Here is a 24,453-nt window from a genome sequence, read left to right as displayed (position 1 = left end):
AATTTCTGTCAGTAAAAGTCAAAATTCATAAATTGAAATTTTAGAAATTCCGTAAGTTTTTTGTCTGGTCAGCTCTAATTTCCCAATTAGGTCAGGGAGTTCAACTTCCTTGTCTGTTTCACAGACGACAATTACATTTTCTGTCAGTCGTTTTTTCTCTTGCAAAAGTTCTAAGTTTTCAACAATTTGTTCTTTAGCATAAGGTGGGTCTAAGAGGACTAAATCAAAAGTCTCTGACAAGTTTGATAAGACTCGTTCTGCTGACATTTTTAATAATTGAAATTTTTCAGGCTCTTTGGTCATCTTGATATTTTCCAAAATGACTTGTTGAGCTGCTCTGTCTTTTTCGACAAGAATGGCGTGATCCATTCCTCTTGAAATGGCTTCAATTGCCAAACTACCTGAGCCTGCAAATAAATCAAGAACACGTCCCCCTTCAAAATAAGGGCCAATCATATTAAAAATGGCTCCTTTAACTTTATCGGTGGTTGGTCTTGTTGTTTTTCCTGCCAATGTTTTCAGCGGTCTTCCGCCATAATTTCCTGATACTACTCTCATGAAAATAATTATATCACAAAATTTCAAATGGAGAGCCGAATCTCCCTGTAAGCCTTGGTCTAAAGGTTCTGTCAGTAAAAATTTTCTTATTATTTTACTGACAAAAAAATAAGTTTATCAAATCAGAATTTCATTCTAACTTTTGAAACTTATTTTTACCTATATTTAACTCATGAATGACTTTCATGCATCCGAATTGCTCGTAGTGAGGGCAGCACACCTAATACAATAATGAAAAACATGAAGATGGTCATTCCAATATTTCCATAAAGACTTGAGAGAGACACAAGGATTCCTGACAAGACCGAAGCGATAGGCTGAGTCACTGAAAAAGCTCCTGTATAAGTTCCCACTTGGTCTCCATCCATTAAATCGGCTCGCAGAGCCTGTGAAAATGGAACCAAAATCATTTCACCGATTGTTGCTACCAATGCTGCAATCAGTTCCCAAGTTAAATCACGACCAAGAAATGCAATCATGAAGCCCAAACCTTGCAAAATAATTCCAATGGATATTCCACTACTTCGTGACCAGTTTTTGGTTAGTTTGTTGACTCTCCCCATAAATAATACGATGACTAAGGTATTGACCATTAGGAAAATTGTCAGCATCCGTTGTCCATAAACTTCAATTCCAAAAATCCTTGCTGTTCTAAAACTATCACTCAAATGGACTGGAAGATAATAATCAATTTGATTAAAAATCATCGCAATAAAGACCGAAGCAAATAAATAATACATGAAAATACGGTCTTTAGCAACTGTGAAATAGGCTTTAATAATGTTTGATTCTTGCTTATGCTGCTGAGTATCTGGATTGAAGGATTCATCAATCCAAAAAATTACAACCAAACAACTAACGATTTCTTCAATTGTGATAGCTAAAAGTAACCAAACCAAATAATCTCGGAAAAACCAACCTGAAAGTCCCGAACCAATCATGATTGCAAAGTTAATAATCCAATATTGAATACTATAAACAACTCGCCGATTTTCACTTGTTGTCAAATCTACAATCATCGCTTGACTTGCGGTGTTAAAAAAGCCAAAACCAAAATTAATAATAAGAAATCCTAAAAAAGTAACCCAAGGATTGAAGTAAAAAGATGAGTTTGCAAATGTTGCTAAAGCTCCACCAAAACCAGTAATGGCAGTTGAGAAAATCATCACAGGTCTTCGTCCCTGAACGTCGGACAAATGACCAGCATAAAGACCAACCAAGAAAACCATGACTGAACTAATGACTAAAAGTAATCCCGTGATTCCCGCTCCCATATATTTATTGTAGTAAATTGTCATTGAGCCACCCACTGTACTAAAGCAAAGCGTCCCAAAAAAATTCATAATTAAACGAATTTTAAGTGTAGGATGTAATCCAAAAAAATCTTTCATTTTATTTCTTTCTGTTTTTTTTCAATAAAAAATCTATCTTGACTCCTTTTCAAGATAAATTCCTGTTTTTAGAAGTCATTTTTTTAATTAATTTTTGTTTTCTGATGTCTATTTACAGCAATAAGCACTAAAATAATCGCTAGAACTTCAGTCAATGCTAAGACTAAAGAAACTCCTGTTGCTTTAATCATTGGTGAAATCGAAACAAGTAAACCGGCAAGAATGGAGGCAATCGGCATCTTAATTGCGGCAACGCCATTGTAAGAACCAATTTTTTCTGGATTCATCAAATCTGCACCTAAAGTTTGAACACTTGGTGTATAAACAATTTCACCTAAAGTATAAACAATTCCGGCAATGAAAATAGGCGTAAACGTCGTTGTCAAAAATGAAAAAATCATCCCAATTGCCATAAATAAACTTCCCTAAATAAATCCTTTTTGGTGTGACCAGTCCTTGGTCAATCGATTTAGGGTGGTCATTAATAGGACGACTAATACACAAGCTAAAATCAAATAAATCGTAAGCATCCGTTGTCCATAGATTTCAAAACCAAAAAAAGTGATTGTTTTAAAACTATTTGATAAATGAACAGGCAAAAAATTATCAAATTGCATGATAATAAAAGTGGTCGCAATATTAGCACCCATAAAAATCATGTAAGTTTCATCTTGTAGCACTGTCTTATAGGCCTGAAAAATATTTTCTGCTTCTTCTTTGGCCTTTACAATCGGTCTAAAAGTCTCAGTCATTACAAAAGTGGTTAAGAAAAATGAGACTAAGACAGTTAAAAGTAATATCACTAAAAGTGCTTCAAATGCTGGTCTAAAAAGCCAAGCACCTAATGCTGCTCCTAAAATAACTGACAAGTTTTGCGCCCAATAATCCAACATAAAAACAACTTTACGATTTTCAGCATTTGATGCATCAATAATCATGGCATTTCCTGCAGTAATCACAAGATTATAACCAAAACTAATCAGCAAAAAAGCAATAAAAGTTGACCAAGGATTCACGTGACCTGGTAAGTTTGAGGCAATGGCTAAAAGAGCTCCCAAAAGTTGAATCACTGTCCCAAAACCATCACTGGTTTTCGACCATTTCGGTCAGCAAAAAACCTGCAAGAATTCCTGCGACAAAAGTGGCTACTGCAGATAAGGCAAGCAAAATCCCTGTAATTGCACTTCCCAAATGTTGATTATAATAAATGGTCATTGAAGAAAAAACGGTGCCATATGAAAAGGCACCTAAAAAAAAATTCCTAAACGGAGTTGCAAATTTTTGTCTAAATTCCAAAACTCTTTCATATTATTCCTTAAATTCTTTTAAATTTTCTAAATTTATTAATTTATCTATAATTGTAGCATATTTATACTTCTAAAACTAGATGAATTACATCTTTATCAAAATAATTCTTCTACTTATATCAATTTTTGTTAAAATAAACTGTAACCAAACTTAATTTGATTTGTTATATATATGAGAGAGGAGGAAATGGTGAATTTAAAAGAATATGAAAATGACGTCAATGATTATGCGATAGAAATCACTAAATACCTTATCTCTCGTGGAAGTCAGTTGGTCGATGCCGAAGATGCCGTACAGGATACTCTGGTTAAAATTTTAAGTCTGGATATTTTCATTGAACCTGACAAATTACGGGCTTTTATGTATCGAACATCTATCCGAACTTATATTAATAGTTATAATCGGAGTAAACATTATCAAAAAATTATTAAAAATTTGGAAAAAGAATTGGAAACAGCAGCTTTTTTAGTTGAGTCTAGCCCACTTCCAAAAATCATTGAACAACTTCCACCTTATTATAAAAAGCTTTTAAATGCATACTATTACGAAAATAGTTCGACTAAACAGCTTGCAGAATATTTTGAATGTAGTTTAAGCAAAATCAAAATCGACCTTTATCGAGCTCGAAAAAAGCTTAAAAAACAACTTGAAAAAGCTGGTTATGACCAGTGGCTCCTCTAATCGTCTCATGAAAGGAATTAAAAATGCGTACTCTCTTAATTTTCCCTTACTTTGTCTTAGCTATCACTTTATTTTTCGGACTGATTCGTCTGTTTATTTTTGTGATCAATAAAACACGGCACAAACTTCAAACAACTGAATCTATTTCTAATCTCAACAAAGATTTTCATAATTTTGCCCTAAAAACAAAAATAAAACGTTGGGGGTTAACTACTTGGATTGCTTTGACTGTATTTTCAGCATTTATAGTTATTGGTTGGCGAGTGAACTCTGCTATCATGGAAAAAAATTTCTTTAAAACTTTTGATTACTCTACAGCTATTTTCACCGCTTCCGCCCCAAATGTTGCTTATAATAATCAGATTATCGATAATTATGGCGTGTTTAGTTCTAATCTTCATTCAGATACTTATAAAGATATTGATGGTTATCCTGTGCCCTGGGAATCTTATAATTTTTCCTTTAATGTTTCGAATGTTGGGGGCTTAAATCTTAATACCTTGAGTCCGTCAGTAAATTCAAATGCTTATTTTACCCAAACAACTAATCAAAAAATTGCTAGTTTTTTCTCTACAAATACCAACTACAAATCGAAAGATTATTATGGAATTCTGCCTACCCATGATGCAGACAAAATTTCACAACTTTCAAACCACGTGGCGGAAGTTGCTGTCACCTTTGATAAAGCTTATAGTTACAACGAAATCCAAAAAATGATTCCCAAGAATCTTTTAATTAATTGGTATTGGATTGGTTACAATGATTCAAAATCTCTTGATGCTGCTGGACAAACAAACTGGTTTGGCTTGATGAGTAACAGCAATTATGCTGAAAATGGTAATAATTCACAGCTCACTGGAAAATTAGACAATACTACTTATCAAGATTTTAAAAAGTCAGTAGCTGCTATTGCGAAAAAGAACCAAATCACAATTAACGACTTTAGCCCAAGTAAAGATGCACTTAAACAAGTTAAAAAATATCCTACTCTTAAATCAGCTAAATTTTCGGGGGTCATTTTAACAGGACAAACTAAGAATTTTGCGAATTTTGATAAAAATTCTTGGGTTTTTGCAAGTAATGTTGGCCTCACAGTAGAACTTCGCCCTGATATTAAGCCACTTAAATAATAATTTTACTGACAGGATTTATCAGTAAGAAATGAATACAAAAAATCACTGACAGAAATCTTGTCAGTGATTTTTATGACACTTTTAATCAAAGATTAAAGGCGGTCATTCAATTCTTTGCTGAGTTCTTCAAATCCTGGTTTACCAAGAAGAGCGAACATATTTTTCTTGTAAGCTTCAACACCTGGTTGGTTGAATGGGTTAATTCCGTTCAAGTAACCAGAAACACCGATAGCAAGTTCAAAGAAGTAAATTGCATATCCAAGTGTGAATTCGTCTTGTTCAGGCAATGTCACGATCATGTTTGGAACATTTCCGTCAGTGTGAGCAAGAAGCACGCCGTCAGCTGCTTTTTTGTTAACGAAGTCAACATCTTTACCTTGCAAGTATCCAAGTCCATCAAGGTCAGCGTCAAGTTCTGGAATGTTGATGTTTTTACGTGGTTTTTCAATACGGATTGCTGTTTCAAAAACAGTACGTGTTCCTTCTTGAATCCATTGTCCTAATGAGTGAAGGTCTGTTGAGAAGTTAGCTGAAGTTGGGTAAATTCCTTTTTGGTCTTTCCCTTCTGATTCACCAGCCAATTGTTTCCACCATTCTGAGAAATATTGAAGGCTTGGTTCGTAATTGATCAAGATTTCTGAGAATTTACCTTTACGGTAAAGGATATTGCGAAGTGCAGCATAGGCGTAAGCATCATTTTCATGAACATTTGTAGAAGTGTATTCTTTACGCGCAGCGTTAGCACCTTCCATCAAAGCTGTGATATCAGCACCTGAAGCTGCAATTGGCAAAAGTCCAACAGCTGTCAATACTGAGAAGCGTCCACCAACTGAATCTGGAACAACAAAAGTTTCCCAGTTGTTTGCGTCAGCATTAACTTTTACAGCACCTTTTTCTTTATCAGTTGTTGCGTAAATACGTTTGTTTGCTTCTTCACGACCGTATTTTTTAACTAACATTTCTTCGAAGACACGGAAAGCAATCGCTGGTTCTGTTGTTGTACCTGATTTAGAGATTACATTTACAGAGAAATCTTTGTCAGCAACGTAATCTACAAGGTCAGCCAAGTATGATGAAGAAATTGAGTTACCAGCATAAAGAATACGTGGTGCTTTACGTTCTTCGGCAGTTTGCAAGTTAACAAAGCTGTTGCTCAAAAAGTCAATTGCTGCACGTGCACCGAGGTATGAACCACCGATACCGATAACAATAAGAACTTCTGAATCAGATTGAATTTTTTTAGCTGCTTTTTGAATACGAGCAAATTCTTCTTTGTCGTAATCTTCAGGAAGGTCAAGCCATCCGATATAATCGCTCCCAGCACCTTTTCCTTCGTGGAGCAATTTAGCTGCCCCGTCGATTTGCCATTGGATTTCGTCTAATTCATTTTCAGCTACAAATGGAGTGAGTTTTGAATAGTCAAATTTAATATGAGCCATTTTAATTCCTTTCAATTTCTCGCTTTTTACGAGAATTTAGCTATTGAAAAACGACAACTTTTGCATTGTTTTATCTTCGAATTTTCTAGTTCATTTTATCACTTTTTCGGCTTTTTAACAATACTAAAGGTTATGTAAGCGCTTATTTGTTTAGCTTTCTATCTGTGAAACTTTTCCAGCTTTGGGACAGCTTTTTTTATAAAAATTTAGTTTAAGATTTCAATGAATATTTATTGTTATCAAAAGATTTACTGATAAGCTAACTCCTAACACTTTTAAGGATGTCAAATCTCTTTGACGACTGACAAATCAGTCTTTCATGTAAATTTTTGCTAAAATATTAATGATGAAATATACATTTGAAATTGACCTTGACCGTTATAAAAATCTAGCCCAACAAAAACAAAAGACACATAAGAAATTTTTAGCTGGACTTGCCAAAAAACCACCAAAGCAATTAGATAAAATCGTTAAAGAAGTTCATGAAGAGGTTTTTTTAGAAATTGATTGCACCAAATGTGCTAATTGTTGCAAAACCTTAGGCCCTCTTTGGACAGAGGCCGATATTGAACGCGTCGCCAAACATTTAAAAATGAAAGTGAGTGACTTTGAAGCCGCATATCTCCAAACTGACGAAGATGGTGACAAAGTTTTTCAAACCATGCCTTGTCAGTTTCTTGGTTCTGACAATCTCTGTAGCATTTACGAAGTTCGGCCTAAAGCTTGTCGCGAATTTCCCCATACTGACCGTAAAAAGATTTATCAAATCAATAATTTAACGATAAAAAATACACTTTACTGTCCAGCTGCTTATGAATTTGTTGAGAAATTATCTTATAGACTCAAATAAAAATTACTGACAGGTCTGTCAGTAATTTTTTTATTATGCCAAAAGTTCTTTCAAAGCTTCTTTTGTATCTGTCAGTGAATGTCCCAAGGCTTTTTCAAAATCTTTAGATTCCACATCTAAATCTTTTGCTTCAATATCTTTTTGGAAGCCGAGGAAAAGTTCCGCTACAAAATCTGGAAGTCCAGTTTCAACTAAATGACTGACAAAAGTTTTGTCATCAGCAGCGACTACTTCAAATTCCTTATCAGAAACTGCTTTTAGTGCTTGAGCAAGTTCGGCGTAAGTCAATATTTTTCCTGAAAGCTCCAAAACTTCTGGAAAATCTGCTCCAGCAAGTGCTTTTGCTCCAACTTCTGCATATTCGCGTTTCAAAGCCCAGCCCACTTTACCTGTTGGTGCATTGTATACAAATTTTCCAGTTGAAAGTGCAGCAGCAATAATTGGCATTTCATTTTCAAAGTACCAATTATTACGTAAAAATGTGTGGGCAATTCCTGATTTTTCAATCGCCTTTTCAGTATAGATGTGGTCAGCAGCTAAGTCACTTGTTGCCCTTTCTGCTTGAGGAAAACTTGTATAAGCAATATAAGAAATTCCAGCACTTTTGGCTGCATCAACCACATTTTGATGCTCAGCTTGACGATTTCCCGGCGCTCCTGAAACAAAAAGCAAACGGTCAATTCCTGTAAATGCTTGTTCTAAAGCAGTTAAATCTGAATAATCTGCCAAACGTACATCGAAACCTGCCGCTTTGAGTGGGGCTGCTTTTTCTTCTGTGCGAGCCAAAACCGCAATATCAGAAATTGGAACCAATTCTTTCAAAAATCCGAGTGCATAAGTACCGTATCCACCTGTCGCACCTGTTACTAAATATTTCATGTTAAATCCTCCATTTTTTTATTATTTTTTATATTTTAAAGTAGCTTGCTTTTTTGACTACCTAAGTGTATAATATCATTGTACTACCATTATGTAAAGTAAGCACTTGAAAGTTAGATACACCCCTTTTAGATACTATTGTATAATATCAACGATTTGAGGTAATAAAAAAATGAAAAAAATTTCTGAACTTCCAGCTTGTCCTGTTGAAACAGCACTTGTTTTGATGGGCGACCGTTGGAAAATGCTCATTGTCCGTGATTTATTAGAGCGAACCATGCGCTTTGGCGAACTTCAACGTTCAGTTGGACATATTTCACAAAAAGTTTTGACCCAACATTTACGTGCCCTCGAAGAAAGCGGGCTAGTTCATCGTGAAGTCTATGCAGAAGTACCTCCTCGTGTTGAATATTCACTGACAGAACTTGGAAGAACCCTCAAGCCCATCCATGATACGATGGCAGCTTGGGGAAATCTTTATAAAAAAGAAATCAGCAAAGCTTAAAGATAAAAATTACTGACAGGAAATTCTGTCAGTAATTTTTGTTTAATTATTTATAAATTTCGTCTTATTCTTAGTATCTTCTTAGTGTTTTTAATGTCTGTCAGTACAATTATTTGCTCAATCTTATCTGTAAATTTCGTCAGAATTTCTGCTGCCTTAGAATGCTTTAGCATTGCATTACTACTCTTCTTTTTTCAAAAATATGGCGAACAAACGGTCAGCAAAGAAACTGATTTCTGGATTCCACGAAAATTTGGTTTAGGTATGAGTATCAATCCTCATACAAAGGCAAGTAAAAGAATGACTACTTTTCTTATTTGCTTTCTTGTCTTCGCTGGATTCTTATTAATATTTTTGTAGAAAAAAACCAGTAGCTTTTGAGCTACTGGTTTTTTATTTATGATTAGTTTTCTTTCAATTCTGCAATACGAGCTTTCACAGTATCGAATTTCTCTTGATAATCGGCTAATTTATCTTTTTCTTTTTGAACAACTTCTGCTTTAGCATTCGCAACAAAACGTTCATTACCCAATTTTTTATTCACTAAATCTAACTCTTTTTTCCATTTGGCAAGTTCTTTTTCAAGTCGAGCAATTTCTTCTTCGATGTTAATCAAACCAGCCAATGGTAAGTATAATTCTGCTCCAGTAATGACCGCTGACATCGCTTGTTCTGGAACCGCCAAGTCTTTAGTAATTGTTAATTCTGAAGGATTAGTGAAACGGCTGATGTAAGGAGAAACAGCATTCAAGAAATCTGCATGTTCAGATTTAATCAACATTGGGACAGCTTTAGACAATGGAGTATTAACCTCAGCACGAATATTACGAACGGCTGTAATTAATTCGATTAACATCGCCACACCTTCGCTTGCCTTGTCGTCATTAAATTCTGGACGTACTTTTGGATATTCGGCAACAACAATTGAACCAGAAGTATTTGGTAATTTTTCAAAGATTTCTTCAGTGAAGAAAGGCATAATTGGGTGTAATAGACGTAAAACTTGATCTAAAACATGGAGCAATACTGCACGTGTAATGTCTTTTTCAGCTTCATCCTCACCAAACATAACTTCTTTTGTTAATTCCAAATACCAGTTTGCAAACTCATCCCAAATGAAATTGTAAAGAATATGACCAGCGACACCAAATTCAAATTTATCCATTTGTTCAGTCACGCGCCGGGCAGTATCATTCAATCGTGTCAAAATCCAACGGTCAGTGACATTACCAGCAGTTTTATTTGCAACTTTTGTCAAAGCCGAAGAAACAGCATCAGCGCTGACATCTTCTGCATTCATCAAAATATAACGTGAAACATTCCAAATTTTATTGATGAAATTCCAAGCGGCATCCATTTTATCATAAGAAAAACGCACATCTTGTCCTGGTGCAGAACCATTTGATAGGAACCAACGGAGTGCATCAGCTCCATACTTTTCAATCACATCCATTGGATCAATTCCGTTACCAAGCGATTTAGACATTTTACGTCCTTCTTCGTCACGAATCAAACCATGAATCAAAACATTGTGAAATGGTGATTTACCAGTGAATTCTAAAGATTGGAAAATCATGCGTGAAACCCAGAAGAAGATAATATCATAACCTGTTACAAGGGTACTTGTTGGGAAATAACGTTTGAAGTCTGCTGAGTTTTCATCTGGCCAACCCATTGTTGAAAATGGCCACAAAGCTGAACTAAACCAAGTATCAAGTACATCGGCATCTTGTGTCCAACCTTCTCCCTCAGGTGCTTCTTCACCAACATACATTTCACCCGCTTCATTATACCAAGCTGGAATTTGATGTCCCCACCAAAGTTGACGTGAAATAACCCAATCATGAACATTTTCCATCCATTGCATGAAAGTATCATTGAAACGTGGCGGATAAAATTCTACTGCATCTTCTGTTGTTTGATTAGCAATTGCATTCTTAGCTAATTCGTCCATTTTGACAAACCATTGTGTTGATAAACGTGGTTCAACAACCACTCCTGTTCGCTCTGAGTGCCCAACTTCATGGCGGACTGGTTTTATATCAACCAACTGCCCCAATTCCTTGAGGTCAGCAACAATTTGTTTGCGGGCTTCAAAACGGTCAAGTCCTTCATATTTTCCACCATTTTCATTGATGGTTCCGTCATTATTCATCATGTTAATCATTGGCAAATCATGACGCATCGCAACTTCAAAGTCATTAGGGTCATGAGCAGGTGTAATTTTTACAACCCCAGTTCCTTTTTCCATATCAGCATGGTCGTCTGTCAAAATCGGAATGACACGATTAATGATTGGGAGGATAACATTTTTGCCCACTAAATGTTTATAGCGTTCATCTTTTTCATTGACGATAACAGCTGTATCACCAAGGAAAGTTTCTGGACGTGTTGTGGCGATTTCAACAAACTCATCACTTCCTTCAATTTGGTAAGTGATGTGGTAAAAAGCCCCATCAATTTCTTTGTGAATGACTTCAATGTCTGACAAAGCAGTCATCGCTTTTGGATCCCAGTTGATGAGTTTTTCACCACGGTAAATCCAACCTTTATTGTAAAGTTGAACAAAAACTTTACGAACCGCTTGTGAAAGGCCTTCATCAAGAGTAAAACGTTCACGAGAATAATCCACTGAAATCCCCATTTTACCCCATTGTTCCTTGATTGTTGTGGCATACTCATCTTTCCACTCCCAAACTTTATCAAGGAATTTTTCACGTCCAAGGTCTTGTGGTAAAATACCATCTTCAGCAAGGCGGGCAGCAACTTTTGCTTGAGTGGCAATCCCCGCATGGTCCATTCCTGGCAACCAAAGCGTATCAAAACCTTGCATCCGTTTTTGACGGATGATGATGTCTTGCAAAGTTGTATCCCAAGCATGACCCAAGTGGAGTTTTCCTGTCACATTTGGTGGTGGAATAACGATGCTATAAGGCTCTGCATCGGGATTTCCAGAAGGTTTGAAAACATCAGCTTCAAGCCATTTTTCGTAGCGTCCTTCTTCAACCTCTGTCGGGTTGAATTTTGGGGTTAGTTCGTTTGTCATATTTTTCTCCTTTGGGTACAAAAAAAGCACCCTGATTTATTCTCCAGGGTGCTTCCGCACGGTACCACCTGATTTTCGTCAATTGACGACACTCATTTTATGCCATAATTTTCTTGAAATGACGCAACCTTCATAAAGTTTGACTGAACACTTTCACCAACCGTGTTCTCTCTATAAGTCTTGCTTTATTACTCCTCGTCAACTTGTTTTTATTTTAGCAGAATTCTTGTTTTTTTACAAGATACTTCTAAATTTTTATTTTTCTTTAATGATTTCTAAAAAATGCTCCAAGCCTTCTTTGGCTTGAATTTGCTGATTACATTGTTCAGAATCTAAGCAAATATAGGTGCCATTTTTAGTATAGGTCCCGTCAGCGCCTCTTTTTGTTGTCGCTAGAAATTGAGTGACAATACTTGTTTTTTGGCAAATGGCACAGATATTTTTCATACTGCCAGAGATACTGCCATAGAAACCACGCCCGTCAGCGGTCAAAAGATATTTTCGGCCGCTTGAAACTTCATTCCAAGCAAAGTAAGTGACATCACGTAAGTCCCATTGACTTGTCGCTGGAATTTTTAACTTTTTAACTTTTTTGAAAGCTTTTTTCATTTGAGATTCACTCGGTAAATGAAAAGCTTCGACTAAAGTTTTAAGTTCTGTCAGTAATTTTTCAGCTTGTTCTCTTGATAATTTAGGATTATCAATGGCTGATAAATATTCTTGGATAGCAACTTTTACTGACAGATTATTTTCACTGACAAGACTGTCAGCATTTTCAGCGATTTGCAAAATTTCTGTGGCGACTTGGGCATAAACTGCCTCAACTGTCGATTTATCATTGACAGAGTGATAGACATTGACGAGGTCAAAGGTCAGGTATTTAATTCGATTATATTCATATGGTTTTAACATTTTCTTATTCCTTAAGATGTGAACCCGACTGCTTTGAAGTTATGAAAATTGAGAAAATGTGGTTCTGTGCAAGGCACAAGTTCCTTTTTGTCCATTCTCATCCACTTCAAGGAGGGTGAACTCAATTTGTTCTTATCCGCAAAGAAATAAGACTTTGCGGTAATCTAAGCGAGAGCTCTTACTCGCACTTGATTACCAACCATCTTCTTAAAATTCATTTGAATCTCCTTTTATCTAATGGTTAGAAGTCACTTCTCTAAAAATAGAAGTCACTCATTAAAATGTTTTTGTTCCAAAATCTGGAACGTCATGGAAATCTTTACCATTTTTGTAGTTTTCAAATTTTCCTTGCAAAAATTGGTAAGCGTCTAAACGACTTTCATAGCGAATAGCAGCTTCTTTCGCTTCTTTTTTACCGTCTTCTGTGGCAATTTTTTCAGCTGCTTTCATGGCAAGTTCAGAAATTTGAACTTGTTGGTCCACCCATTCTTGAAAATCTTTTAAAAAATTTTGTTCGTAAGTCATTTTTTCTCCTATTAAAATTCAGAGCTGTTGGCTCATCATTATCTTTTGGGTTTGATTAAATCATAGCTTTGCTCAACCATTTTGCAAACTTGCTCATCAGCAACATCTCCACCAAGTAAAACATCGTTCCAATGCGTTTTGTTCATGTGAAATGCTGGATTAATATCCACAAAGAAATCTCGCAATTCGATTGCGATTTCTGGCTTCTGCTTGATTGCGATATTGACTCGTCCTTCTCGCTCAGAAATATAAGCAAATGATTTTTTATTCTTTAAATGTCGCATCACTACCGTTGGCTGACCCTTCTCCATTTTGGCAAAGGGAGTATCTGCAAAAGTCGGCCCAAGAGACAAGCAAAAATCAATAAGTTCTTTTTTATTCATCTATTTATTAAGCTCCAATTGATAAGCAAAACGGTCACCTTCAAATTGAACAAGTCCTCGTTTTACAAAGCCTTCACGTTCAAAGACATGTTGCATCAATTTATTGACCGGGTGGGTATCTAGGCGAAAATCAGAGTATCCTTTAGATAACATCAAGGTAAAAATATTTGAAAATAGATATCTTGTCAAAGATTGTCCACGAAATTCGTTAGACAAAGCAATTCGATGAATGGTCACATAATCAAAATTTTGATTTGACCAAGCGCCGTCAGTAATTTGAGTATAAGCTGGTTCTTCACCCGTAATAATTGCACAATAACCGGCTATTTTATCATCAACTAACAAGACATAGGCCTGTTCTTTCACAAAATCCTCTTCAATATCAAAAACTGCTGGATAAGCATTTTGCCATTGGTCACTCCCGGAATCAGCCAAAAAAGTTCTTGCTTCTTCAATAATTTTCATAATTGACAGCAAATCTTTCGGGCCTGCTTTTCTCATATAAATCATATAAAACCTCGGATTTTTTCCATTTTATCATAAAAATAATTAATGACAGAACCGTCAGATTTACTGACGGCTCTTTTTATTGACAGTATCATCAACTTTCCTATCAAATCTCTTATCTGTCAGTAAATCTAATTTTTTTAGATGTCACAAAACGCTAGTCTAAAGAAATTTCTGGATTTTCTTTAGTGACTAGGAGTACCTGTGCTGTTCCCCCTAAATATTTTTCACTCAATTCAGCTAATTTTTGAGTTGCAGCATCTAGAACTTCACCGCGTTCAGGGTCAACAGATTCAATAATCAAAAAAGCATTTTTGGTTTGTTCTGTCAGCATCGTTCTTTGACCATCACGCCAATTCCATGAGCGACAAACTGCCCCTTCATCATCAAGATAGCAGATTTCACCAGGCAAAGCATTATCAGCTTCATCATCACCCAAAGCCAAGAAATATTCGCCACCAACAGCTTTTGTCAAACGTAGATTTCCTGCAAAAGTATCAATATCCTCACCACCAGCAGGTAGCCCATAGTTCAAGCTAATACTATTGTAAATATCAACCAAAGGATTAATCGAACCCACAGCTTTACCTTTATCTACTCGTTTAAGCAGATTTTCAATCGAACTTCTAGCCCCTTTTTTTGTTTTAAATTTTTGATAAGCCTTGCGCCAAACAGAGACTACAGGATTTTCACTAAAAACAGCCGCTTCTAAAAATTGCTCTGCATTTTCATTCGCCTCATCAAGATTTTTTTTGATTTCAGCACTTGATTCCATACTATTATCAATATTTTTAGCTAAAACAATTCCGATTTTTGTCTCAGGAAAAAGTTCCCAAAATTCAGGTTCAACAATAAATTTTTTCATAATTTTTTCTTACTTTTCTAATTTTAACTATAAAATTTACTGACGAAAATCTTGTCAGTAAAATACGACTGAATAAGGAGTATTTTATCTGTGGATAAAGAATGAACAGCGGAGCTGGTCATTCTATCATTCGTCAGCGAGTGAATTGAGCATTTTAGTTGTGGATAAAAGAATGAACAGAAAAGCTGAGCATTCTATCCATCATCAGCGATTGAACAACGGGCAGGTAAATCGTAATTAAAAGAATGAACAACTAAAATATCCATTCTGTCAGTAAATTTTCACTTAAACTTTAGCTGCTAGCAACTAATAATTCTGTCAGCAAAATTTCTCAATATTTACCATATTTTTGCGGACGGCGTCCACGTTTTTTACCTTTAGCAAAAGCTTCAGCTTTACGTTCTTCTTCCAAATGTTCAAATTTAACAATTTTCAAAGGTTCATCACGTTTTGTCAATTTAACAACTGCTTCAGTTCTTGCTGTATGTGGGAACATATCCACTGATTGGATGTATTCTACTTTATAATAATTGGCCAAAACGACTAAATCTTTTGCCAAAGTTGAAACGTTACAGCTGACATAAACCATTTTTTCCGGTGGGAATTTAGTAATTGTTTCAAGCAATGCATCATCAAGCCCCGTACGTGGTGGGTCAACAATCATTGCAGTTGCTCTATGACCAGATTTGTTCCAATTTGGAATAATTCGCTCAGCTTTACCAATTTCATAGTGGCAATTTTTAAGCCCCAAACGTTTGGCATTTTCACGCGCATCAAAAATTGATTCTGGTGTAATATCCATTCCATGAACCGATTTTACTTTTTTAGCCACCGCAAAACCAATCGTACCTACACCACAATATGCATCAATGACACGGTCATCTTTTTTAGGATTCAAAGCCTTAACTGCTTCACCATAAAGTACATTGGCTTGCTCAGAGTTCAATTGGTAGAAAGCACGAGGACTTAATTCAAATTCATAATCCAAAACGCCTTCGGTAATTGTTTCTTTTTCATTGAATAAAATTTGTGTGCGTTCGCCATAGATTTCACTGGTTTTTCTTGGGTGGAAATTGACCGCAACCGTCACAATTTCTTCAAATTCTTCTGTCAGTGCTGACAACATTTTATCAAATTTAACAAAAGAATTTTTTTGACGTTTTGAAGGTTCTTCACGTAATTCAGGCCAAACTTGTCCGTCCAAAATAATTGGTGTTGAAGTCACAAAAATAATTTGTACTTCACCTGTTTTTTGTGAGCGACGAACCATGACCGTACGAATTCCGCCGATTTTACGTTCATCATATACAGGTAAATCAAATTTTTCAATCAAACGGCAAATGTGATTGATAATTTCTTGGGTTTTGGGATCTTGAACCAAACAGTTATCTAGGTTAACCAAATGATGTGTTCCTTCTTGATAAAGTCCCGCAATCACTGTTCCGTCATTCAAACGACGCACTTGGAACTGCAATTTGTTACGATAACCAAGTGTATTTTCCATTCCCAAAGTTGCACGCAATTCATAATTACGCCAACCTGCTGGCTTATATTTTTCTAAGGCCTGACGCATAACATCACGCTTAAATTCCAATTGCATTGGATAAGAAAGATGCATGATGTGAGATTGACTCATTTCATGATAAGCTCTATCCTGTGGTTTCACACGGTTTGGTGATTTTTCAATAATCTTAACCAATTTTGCACGACTAAAATTTCTAGCATTTTCAGTAATTTCAACTAAAACTTCTTCACCTGGAAGTGCATAAGGAATAAAAACAAGTCGTCCTGAAATGACGCCAATTCCTTCCCCATTTATTCCCATTGGCTCGATTTCGAGTTGAAGTTCCTGTCCTATTTTTAAATTTATCATTTGTTAATTATTTTCCCTCTAGTTCGTCAATTAAATGACCATTTTCAATCCATTATAAAAAATCACTAATAAAGGATTGTGTGATACACTATTATAACATTTCACAATTTCTTTTTGTAGTCTTTTTCTACTTGAATCCTAAAAGATTTGAACTTATTTTTTCATCTATGAATATTACTCTCCAATAAAAAGCCTGACACTGTCAGACCTTTTATTTTTCTTTAATTATTGTTTTTTACGTCTAAGTAAAAGAGCAAGTGGCGAAATAATCACTGCCATAATTCCCAGCAGAGTCAAAACAATTTGTGATTTTTGACTATCACCAGTACTTGGAAGAACATCTGTTGGCTTACTATCTTTTACAGCCTTAGCCGTAGGTGTTTTTGATTGATTATTAGATGGTTGACTTGGTTTATCTGGGTGAACTGGAGGAACGATAATTCCTGCAGGCACCTTATGATAAACGACAATTCTTTCAATGTCCGCTGTATCTACCGTAATTCCTGTCATTTCATCAATCTTAAGTTGACTTGCGATGTAATCTTTAATGATTGGCGAAAGAACTGCAGCAAATCTTCCACCATTATCAGCTGTCCAGTCACTATAAGTTTTGTCACCCGTCACTTTGTCGGTAGTGATTGTCCGACTAAAGACAATTGTTGCCTTATAGTTGTCAGCAGCCTTATCCCCATTATCATAAACATAATGAATGACTTCATTAACTGATTTATTTTCCGTCTCAACTACTGTGCCATGTTTTAGTCTCACAATATAATGTTGAGGGTCATCAGCAAATTTAGTTCCATCTTTTGGATAATCATCAGAAATTAATTCGTAGCCTTTATCTGTATAAGATTTAATCGTGTCAGCCGTTGTATAACCTGAATCATCTCCAGTTCCACCAGACAAATCTTTTGTAGTCAAAATTTTTCCAGTCGTTTCATCAATATAAGTAACATCAATGGTTCCTTGATTTCGAGTGTAAGTTACTGTCACAGAAATATCTTCTGTATCAGCAGTAATTCCTGTCATTTCAGAAACTTTAAGTTGATCAGCTGTATAACCGTCAATTACTGGAGAAGTTACTGACGCAAAACTATCACCGTTATCAGCAGTCCAATCACCGTATGTCTTATCATTCGTTACTCTGTCAGTAGTAATAGTACGACTAAAGTCAACCGTAGCATTGTGGTCAGTAGCTGCTTCACCTCCACCTTCATAAACATAATGAATCACTTGATTGACAGCTTTTTTATCAGTTGATTCTGTTAAGCCGTGTTTTAATTTTACTACATAGTGTTGTGGCTCATCCGTAAAGACTGTCCCCCACTTGGGTAATCATCAGAAACTAATTCATAGCCTTTAGCTGTATATGACTTGATATCATCAGCAGTTGTATAATTTGACGGATCATCCGTTCCACCAGATAAATCTTTTTTAGTCAAAACTTGACCAGTTGTTTCATCAATGTAAGTAACATCAATGGTTCCTTGGTTACGTTTATAAACGACCTTTTTCTGAATATCTGCTGAATTAGCTGTGATTCCGCTTATTGCATCAATTTTTAATTGGTCAGCTGTTTCTCCTTTAATTGTTGGCGAAACTACTTCTCCGAAACTATCCCCATTTTGTGCTTGCCAATCCCCATAAGTCTTTTCACCAGTTACTTGATTGGTTGTCACACTTCTTGTAAAATTCAATGGAGGAGCATTATAATCATCTGCTGCCTTGCTTCCATCTTCATAAACATATTGAATAGTTTCATTGACTTGTTTTTGCTCAGAACTTACAACTAATTTTTGTTTCAAATTAACAACATAGTGTTGAGCTGTATCCGTAAAGACTGTCCCACCACTTGGATAATTATCCGAAACCAATTCATAACCTGCATCTGTATAAGATTTAATGGTGTCAGTTGTGGTGTAATTAGAAGAATCACCTGTTCCACCAGATAAATCTTTTTTACTTAAAGTCTGTCCCGTTGTTTGGTCAATATAAGTAACATCGATGCTTCCTTGATTTCGAGTATAAACATAGTTTTCAGTTTGGTCATTGACAGCATAATTTCCCGAAGTTGTTGCTCCATTTGAAGCCTTAAAGGTATAGCCTGGAATAGTTTTTTGACTTGTCGTATACGGAGTGTTAATATCACCACTTGTTGTTTCTGAAGGAGCAATTGTCTTTCCTTGTTCATCCACATAATTAGAAATAACAGTACCTTGAGCTACCGTATAAGTAAAATTAACATTACGCAGTTGTTGCAAATTCATTTGGGCACCAGTTGAGGCCGCAATTGAGAAAGACATCGCCTGATTTGTTCCAACAAAAGAAGAAACATCCTGTGTCCAAGTTAGACCACCATAAGTGATTGACATTACTTTCGTCGCACCATTATAGCTCATTGTAAAGTCCACAAAATTATTATTTGACGGATCAGAAATAGTCTTAGCAGTGGCAGCAATTGTTTTGGCTTGTCCATTCAGACCATCAACAAAAGCACCAAAAGATTTACCAGAAAAACCTGTTGGGTCAGGTAGAAAGCTTGCTTCACTACCAGTATTGAAGTAAGTATCAAGCTTAAAGCCAAAGGCCCCCGGAACCCCACCAATACCTGCTGCACCACCAGGCGCACCTACAACGTTCGTATCACCTGGGTGAAAAAGGAAACCAACACCGTCAGCACCACCCATTCCCTGTGATTTATCTCCTAAATTAATTTTCCCAGTGAAAGTAAAGTTTTGTGACATATCAACTTTAGTCATCAAGGTTACATTACCCGCTTTACTTCCCTCATTAGGAGTCAAAGTTTGCGTAAAAGTATTTGTATCATAAGGAAAATTAGCGGCCGATCCATTTCTTTGGAAATAATTTAAGAAGTTGGTTGGTAAAACTGTAACCTCTCTGGGACTGGCAGCATACACCCGTTGTATTTTAAAAGAGTCGGGGAGGTTTGTTAAAACAATCCCGCCGCCTGCCAGAAGCGTTAAAGTTCCCATAGTTAAAAGAGCACTTGATTTTTTATTCATTTCTTCATCTCCGTCATATTTGTAGATTGTTTGTTATAATTTTACTACAAAAAGAGAGGGAAAGGGGATATTTTGTACTTTTTTTATTACGCTTTTTTGAAGTTACACTTCTCAAATTGAAAATAAGTAGATGAAACCGCTCTATAAAAGGATGATGTTTGTAACCTTGAAGAAATAAGCATCTTTTACAAACATGTACATAAGCTACATTTCCGTTTCGTGTAGTAATTTTATTACGCGGTTTATCCGTAACAATTTTTAATTGTTTTCGTATATAATATAGGTATGGGAAAAATCACAGCAATAAAAAAATTAAAACGACTTTACCGTGTGGATTTATCTGGATTTGATGATGAAGATAAAATATATCTTTCTGAGGATACAATTGTTCACTTTTTTCTAAATGTCGATAAAAAGCTCGATGATGCAGATTTAGAAGAGATCCAATCTTATGACCAATTTGCTCAAGGAAAATCGCTAGCACTCTACTACATTTCCTTTAAAATGAGGACAAGTTCGGAAGTAAGAAAATATCTTAGTGAACACGAAATTGACAATACTGACCAAATTGACGAGGTCATAAATGTTCTTACAAAAAACAATCTAATTAATGATAAAGCCTACGCTGAAAATTTTATTGAAGGAAAAATTTCAATGGGAAGCGCTGGCCCCTATCAAATTAAACAGAAATTAATAACAAAGGGTATTGATCCCCTGATCATTGACCAAGCGCTTTCTAACATTTATGATGAGGAAAAACAAATAGATGTTGCCTACAAACTTGCCGAAAAAACAAACAGAACTTCTGGGCATAGATTGACCCTAAAACAGCTGAAAGATAAAATTATTCAAAACCTAATGAATAAAGGTTTTACGTATTCTATCTCTTCAATTGCTTTAGAATCACTTGAATTAGAAACAGATGAAGAAAATGAGACCCAACTTCTCTACACAGCACTAGAAAAAGTTTCCAAACGCTACAGTAAAAACTATGAGGGGTACGAGCGAAAGCAAAAAGTAACACAGGCTTTGGCTAGAAAAGGCTTTTCATATGATGATATTAGTAGTGCATTACGTGATTATACATTTCCAGAATAAATAAAAAAAAGGCCCGAGAGGTCTTTTTTTATTTATTCATACATCATATCTCTTGAATCTCGTTAGCGAGATAAAAAAAGAGGAGCCATAGCTCCTCCAGTTCACTTGGCCACTCGCCTATCTCCCAGGGGGCAACCCCCAAGTACTTCCGCCGTAGATGGACTTAACTTCTGTGTTCGACATGGGAACAGGTGTATCTCCATCGCAATGATGACCAAATCATTAAATGTTACCTTGAACATTCAAAACTAAATAACAATTCTTCTAACTTTTAAACCATAAGCATATTATATTTGACTCTTTTGGTAAAGTCCTCGAGCGATTAGTACTGGTCCGCTCCAAGTCTCGCAACTCTTCCACTTCCAGCCTATCTACCAGATCATCTCTCTGGGCTCTTAATTCTTACGAATGGGTAATCTCATCTTGAGGTGGGCTTCGCACTTAGATGCTTTCAGCGCTTATCCCTTCCCTACATAGCTATCCAGCCGTGCTCCTGGCGGAACAACTGGTACACCAGCGGTAAGTCCATCCCGGTCCTCTCGTACTAAGGACAGATCCTCTCAAATTACCTACGCCCGCGACGGATAGGGACCGAACTGTCTCACGACGTTCTGAACCCAGCTCGCGTGCCGCTTTAATGGGCGAACAGCCCAACCCTTGGGACCGACTACAGCCCCAGGATGCGACGAGCCGACATCGAGGTGCCAAACCTCCCCGTCGATGTGAACTCTTGGGGGAGATAAGCCTGTTATCCCCAGGGTAGCTTTTATCCGTTGAGCGATGGCCCTTCCATGCGGTACCACCGGATCACTAAGTCCTAGTTTCCTACCTGCTCGAGTTGTAGCTCTCGCAGTCAAGCTGGCTTTTACCTTTACACTCTACGATTGATTTCCAACCAATCTGAGCCAACCTTTGAGCGCCTCCGTTACTCTTTAGGAGGCGACCGCCCCAGTCAAACTGTCCGTCAGACACTGTCTCCCTGGCCGATTATGCCAGCGGGTTAGAGTAACCATAAGTCAAGGGTAGTATCCCAACAACGCCTCAATAGAAACTAGCGTCCCTATTTCAATGGCTCCTACCTATCCTGTACATGACTTACAGGTACTCAATATCAAACTACAGTAAAGCTCCATGGGGTCTTTCCGTCCTGTCGCGGGTAACCTGCATCTTCACAGGTACTAAAATTTCACCGAGTCTCTCGTTGAGACAGTGCCCAAATCATTACGCCTTTCGTGCGGGTCGGAACTTACCCGACAAGGAATTTCGCTACCTTAGGACCGTTATAGTTACGGCCGCCGTTTACTGGGGCTTCAATTCATACCTTCGACTTACGTCTAAGCACTCCTCTTAACCTTCCAGCACCGGGCAGGCGTCACCCCCTATACATCACCTTGCGGTTTAGCAGAGAGCTGTGTTTTTGATAAACAGTTGCTTGGGCCTATTCACTGCGGCTGGCTTTTACACCAGCACCCCTTCTCCCGAAGTTACGGGGCTATTTTGCCGAGTTCCTTAACGAGAGTTCTCTCGATCACCTGAGGCTACTCGCCTCGACTACCTGTGTCGGTTTGCGGTACGGGTAGATATGACTTTACGCTAGAAGCTTTTCTTGGCAGTGTGACATCAGAGAGTTCGCAACCGTAGTTGCTTCCCCATCACAGCTCAATGTTAAAGAGAAATGCATTTGACACATCTCACACCTCACTGCTTAGACCAGAATCCATTAACTGGCATCTCTTAGCCTACTGCGTCCCTCCATCACGATCATATCTAGTACTGGAATATCAACCAGTTGTCCATCGACTACGCCTTTCGGCCTCGCCTTAGGTCCCGACTAACCCAGGGCGGACGAGCCTTCCCCTGGAAACCTTAGTCTTACGGTGGATAAGATTCTCACTTATCTTGCGCTACTCATACCGGCATTCTCACTTCTTAACGCTCCAGCACTCCTCACGGTATACCTTCATCGCGGTTAAGAACGCTCTCCTACCATTGATAAAATATCAATCCAAAGCTTCGGTAATATGTTTAGCCCCGGTACATTTTCGGCGCAGGGTCACTCGACTAGTGAGCTATTACGCACTCTTTGAATGATAGCTGCTTCTGAGCTAACATCCTAGTTGTCTGTGCAACCCCACATCCTTTTCCACTTAACATATATTTTGGGACCTTAGCTGTTGGTCTGGGCTGTTTCCCTTTCGACTACGGATCTTAGCACTCGCAGTCTGACTGCCGAACATGTGTATTAGCATTCGGAGTTTATCTGAGATTGGTAATCCTAGACGGACCCCTCACCCAAACAGTGCTCTACCTCCAATACACTTACATTTCGACGCTAGCCCTAAAGCTATTTCGGAGAGAACCAGCTATCTCCCAGTTCGTTTGGAATTTCTCCGCTATCCACAAGTCATCCAAACACTTTTCAACGTGTCCTGGTTCGGGCCTCCAGTGCGTCTTACCACACCTTCACCCTGCTCATGGATAGGTCACTAGGTTTCGGGTCTACATCATGATACTAAGTCGCCCTATTCAGACTCGGTTTCCCTACGGCTCCGTCTCTTCAACTTAACCTCGCATCATAACGTAACTCGCCGGTTCATTCTACAAAAGGCACGCTCTCACCCATTAACGGGCTCGAACTTCTTGTAGGCACACGGTTTCAGGTGCTATTTCACTCCCCTCTCGGGGTTCTTTTCACCTTTCCCTCACGGTACTGGTTCACTATCGGTCACTAAGGAGTATTTAGGGTTGGGAGATGGTCCTCCCGGATTCAAACTGGATTTCGCGTGTCCAGCCCTACTCAGGATACTGCTAGGTATAAGCGCTATTTCGTCTACGGGATTATTACCCTCTTTGATTAACCTTCCCAGGTTATTCGACTATAATGCTTAAGTCCACGTTGCAGTCCTACAACCCCAAGAAGCAAGCTTCTTGGTTTGCCCTTCTTCGCGTTCGCTCGCCGCTACTTACGAAATCGTTTTTACTTTCTCTTCCTGCAGGTACTTAGATGTTTCAGTTCTCTGCGTTACCTTTACATGAGCTATGTATTCACTCATGAATAACTGCTAGTAGCAGCTGGGTTTCCCCATTCGGAGACCTAGGGATCAATGCGTACTTACTGCTCCCCCTAGAATATCGTCGTTAGTCACGTCCTTCATCGGCTCTTAGTGCCAAGGCATCCACCGTGCGCCCTTATTAACTTTGCCATGATGATTTATAATCATCGTTTTTCAAGTATAAGTTTGTAAATTCTTTAAAATTCACAGCTTTTGGTTTATTTATCGTTATTAGATATTGTTATTTAGTTTTCAATGTTCAAGTGATTTTAACGTCTTGTCTGACAATGGAGCCTAGCGGGATCGAACCGCTGACCTCCTGCGTGCAAAGCAGGCGCTCTCCCAGCTGAGCTAAGGCCCCACAATCAAGAATTTGATTCTTGCTTAGGTTTATCACTAAACCCCTCAAAACTGAATAAAG

17 protein-coding genes, 1 tRNA gene, 2 rRNA genes, 2 pseudogenes and 1 other annotated feature are annotated in these 24,453 nt (G+C 37.4%); of the genes and pseudogenes, 6 read left to right on the top strand and 16 right to left on the bottom strand.

Annotation, left to right across the window (positions count from 1 at the left end; genetic code table 11):
- Positions 1 to 18 precede the first annotated feature (18 nt).
- The 3 genes and pseudogenes from rsmD to lmrP form a co-directional block, all read right to left on the bottom strand.
- On the bottom strand, positions 19 to 558 hold the full coding sequence (rsmD, locus tag MHB61_RS09940) for a 16S rRNA (guanine(966)-N(2))-methyltransferase RsmD (protein WP_003132655.1): 540 nt from the start codon (positions 556 to 558) through the stop codon (positions 19 to 21).
- Positions 559 to 728: 170 nt separating this feature from the next.
- Positions 729 to 1,949, bottom strand: coding sequence for an MDR family MFS transporter (locus tag MHB61_RS09935; protein WP_003132654.1), 1,221 nt, complete (start codon positions 1,947 to 1,949; stop codon positions 729 to 731).
- An 83-nt stretch (positions 1,950 to 2,032) separates the two neighbouring features.
- Positions 2,033 to 3,256 (bottom strand): annotated as a pseudogene (lmrP, locus tag MHB61_RS09930) (multidrug efflux MFS transporter LmrP).
- Between the two features lie 187 nt (positions 3,257 to 3,443).
- On the opposite strand from lmrP, the gene MHB61_RS09925 reads away from it, so the two are divergent.
- On the top strand, positions 3,444 to 3,938 hold the full coding sequence (locus MHB61_RS09925) for an RNA polymerase sigma factor (protein ID WP_012898649.1): 495 nt from the start codon (positions 3,444 to 3,446) through the stop codon (positions 3,936 to 3,938).
- Between the two features lie 23 nt (positions 3,939 to 3,961).
- Positions 3,962 to 5,068, top strand: a complete 1,107-nt coding sequence (locus MHB61_RS09920; RefSeq protein WP_003132648.1) for an anti-sigma factor — start codon at positions 3,962 to 3,964, stop codon at positions 5,066 to 5,068.
- A gap of 95 nt (positions 5,069 to 5,163) precedes the next feature.
- On the opposite strand, the gene MHB61_RS09915 is transcribed toward MHB61_RS09920, so the two are convergent.
- Positions 5,164 to 6,510, bottom strand: a complete 1,347-nt coding sequence (locus MHB61_RS09915) for a glucose-6-phosphate isomerase (protein WP_010906353.1) — start codon at positions 6,508 to 6,510, stop codon at positions 5,164 to 5,166.
- 343 nt (positions 6,511 to 6,853) lie between these two features.
- Here MHB61_RS09915 and MHB61_RS09910 point away from each other — a divergent pair, with 343 nt between their 5' ends.
- Positions 6,854 to 7,360, top strand: coding sequence for a YkgJ family cysteine cluster protein (locus MHB61_RS09910; RefSeq protein WP_003132645.1), 507 nt, complete (start codon positions 6,854 to 6,856; stop codon positions 7,358 to 7,360).
- Positions 7,361 to 7,393: 33 nt separating this feature from the next.
- Here the strand turns inward: MHB61_RS09910 and MHB61_RS09905 are convergent, their stop codons facing one another.
- Positions 7,394 to 8,239 carry an NAD(P)H-binding protein gene (locus MHB61_RS09905; protein WP_003132644.1) on the bottom strand — a complete coding sequence of 282 codons (846 nt, stop codon included), beginning with the start codon at positions 8,237 to 8,239 and terminating at the stop codon, positions 7,394 to 7,396.
- 172 nt (positions 8,240 to 8,411) lie between these two features.
- Here MHB61_RS09905 and MHB61_RS09900 point away from each other — a divergent pair, with 172 nt between their 5' ends.
- Both MHB61_RS09900 and MHB61_RS09895 read left to right on the top strand, forming a co-directional pair.
- Entirely contained in the window at positions 8,412 to 8,744 is a 333-nt protein-coding gene (locus MHB61_RS09900; protein ID WP_003132643.1) for a winged helix-turn-helix transcriptional regulator, read from the top strand.
- Positions 8,745 to 8,789: 45 nt separating this feature from the next.
- Positions 8,790 to 9,104 (top strand): hypothetical protein, encoded by a 315-nt coding sequence (locus MHB61_RS09895; RefSeq protein WP_032398518.1) that lies wholly within the window; start codon positions 8,790 to 8,792, stop codon positions 9,102 to 9,104.
- A 43-nt stretch (positions 9,105 to 9,147) separates the two neighbouring features.
- On the opposite strand, the gene MHB61_RS09890 is transcribed toward MHB61_RS09895, so the two are convergent.
- The 8 genes and pseudogenes from MHB61_RS09890 to ywfG all read right to left on the bottom strand — a co-directional run bounded on the left by MHB61_RS09890 (position 9,148) and on the right by ywfG (position 19,881).
- Entirely contained in the window at positions 9,148 to 11,790 is a 2,643-nt protein-coding gene (locus MHB61_RS09890; protein WP_003132641.1) for a valine--tRNA ligase, read from the bottom strand.
- A 41-nt stretch (positions 11,791 to 11,831) separates the two neighbouring features.
- Positions 11,832 to 11,998: a binding site (T-box leader), on the bottom strand.
- A gap of 47 nt (positions 11,999 to 12,045) precedes the next feature.
- A complete protein-coding gene (locus tag MHB61_RS09885; protein ID WP_003132640.1) occupies positions 12,046 to 12,702 on the bottom strand; it encodes a FusB/FusC family EF-G-binding protein in 657 nt (218 codons plus the stop codon).
- 276 nt (positions 12,703 to 12,978) lie between these two features.
- Positions 12,979 to 13,227 carry a DUF1912 family protein gene (locus MHB61_RS09880; protein WP_003132639.1) on the bottom strand — a complete coding sequence of 83 codons (249 nt, stop codon included), beginning with the start codon at positions 13,225 to 13,227 and terminating at the stop codon, positions 12,979 to 12,981.
- A 38-nt stretch (positions 13,228 to 13,265) separates the two neighbouring features.
- A complete protein-coding gene (locus MHB61_RS09875) occupies positions 13,266 to 13,610 on the bottom strand; it encodes an MmcQ/YjbR family DNA-binding protein (protein ID WP_003132638.1) in 345 nt (114 codons plus the stop codon).
- Entirely contained in the window at positions 13,611 to 14,120 is a 510-nt protein-coding gene (locus tag MHB61_RS09870) for a GNAT family N-acetyltransferase (RefSeq protein WP_003132637.1), read from the bottom strand.
- Between the two features lie 154 nt (positions 14,121 to 14,274).
- The gene (locus MHB61_RS09865; RefSeq protein WP_058221360.1) at positions 14,275 to 14,982 is read right to left on the bottom strand and encodes a B3/B4 domain-containing protein; all 708 of its coding nucleotides are present in this window, start codon (positions 14,980 to 14,982) and stop codon (positions 14,275 to 14,277) included.
- Between the two features lie 331 nt (positions 14,983 to 15,313).
- On the bottom strand, positions 15,314 to 16,855 hold the full coding sequence (gene rlmD / locus MHB61_RS09860; protein ID WP_137016652.1) for a 23S rRNA (uracil(1939)-C(5))-methyltransferase RlmD: 1,542 nt from the start codon (positions 16,853 to 16,855) through the stop codon (positions 15,314 to 15,316).
- A gap of 225 nt (positions 16,856 to 17,080) precedes the next feature.
- A pseudogene (ywfG, locus tag MHB61_RS13835) lies at positions 17,081 to 19,881 on the bottom strand (LPXTG-anchored alpha-1,2-linked mannose-binding protein YwfG).
- 285 nt (positions 19,882 to 20,166) lie between these two features.
- On the opposite strand from ywfG, the gene recX reads away from it, so the two are divergent.
- Positions 20,167 to 20,979 (top strand): recombination regulator RecX, encoded by an 813-nt coding sequence (gene recX, locus MHB61_RS09845; RefSeq protein WP_014570832.1) that lies wholly within the window; start codon positions 20,167 to 20,169, stop codon positions 20,977 to 20,979.
- Positions 20,980 to 21,082: 103 nt separating this feature from the next.
- On the opposite strand, the gene rrf is transcribed toward recX, so the two are convergent.
- The 3 genes from rrf to MHB61_RS09830 form a co-directional block, all read right to left on the bottom strand.
- Positions 21,083 to 21,198 (bottom strand): 5S ribosomal RNA (gene rrf, locus MHB61_RS09840).
- Positions 21,199 to 21,281: 83 nt separating this feature from the next.
- Positions 21,282 to 24,182: ribosomal RNA gene (locus MHB61_RS09835) — 23S ribosomal RNA — on the bottom strand.
- A gap of 138 nt (positions 24,183 to 24,320) precedes the next feature.
- Positions 24,321 to 24,393, bottom strand: a tRNA-Ala gene (locus MHB61_RS09830).
- Positions 24,394 to 24,453 lie beyond the last annotated feature (60 nt).

Origin of the sequence: Lactococcus sp. FSL K6-0773, assembly GCF_038006485.1 — a bacterium.
Classification (GTDB): domain Bacteria; phylum Bacillota; class Bacilli; order Lactobacillales; family Streptococcaceae; genus Lactococcus; species Lactococcus lactis.
This window is presented reverse-complemented; position numbering and strand designations above follow the sequence as displayed.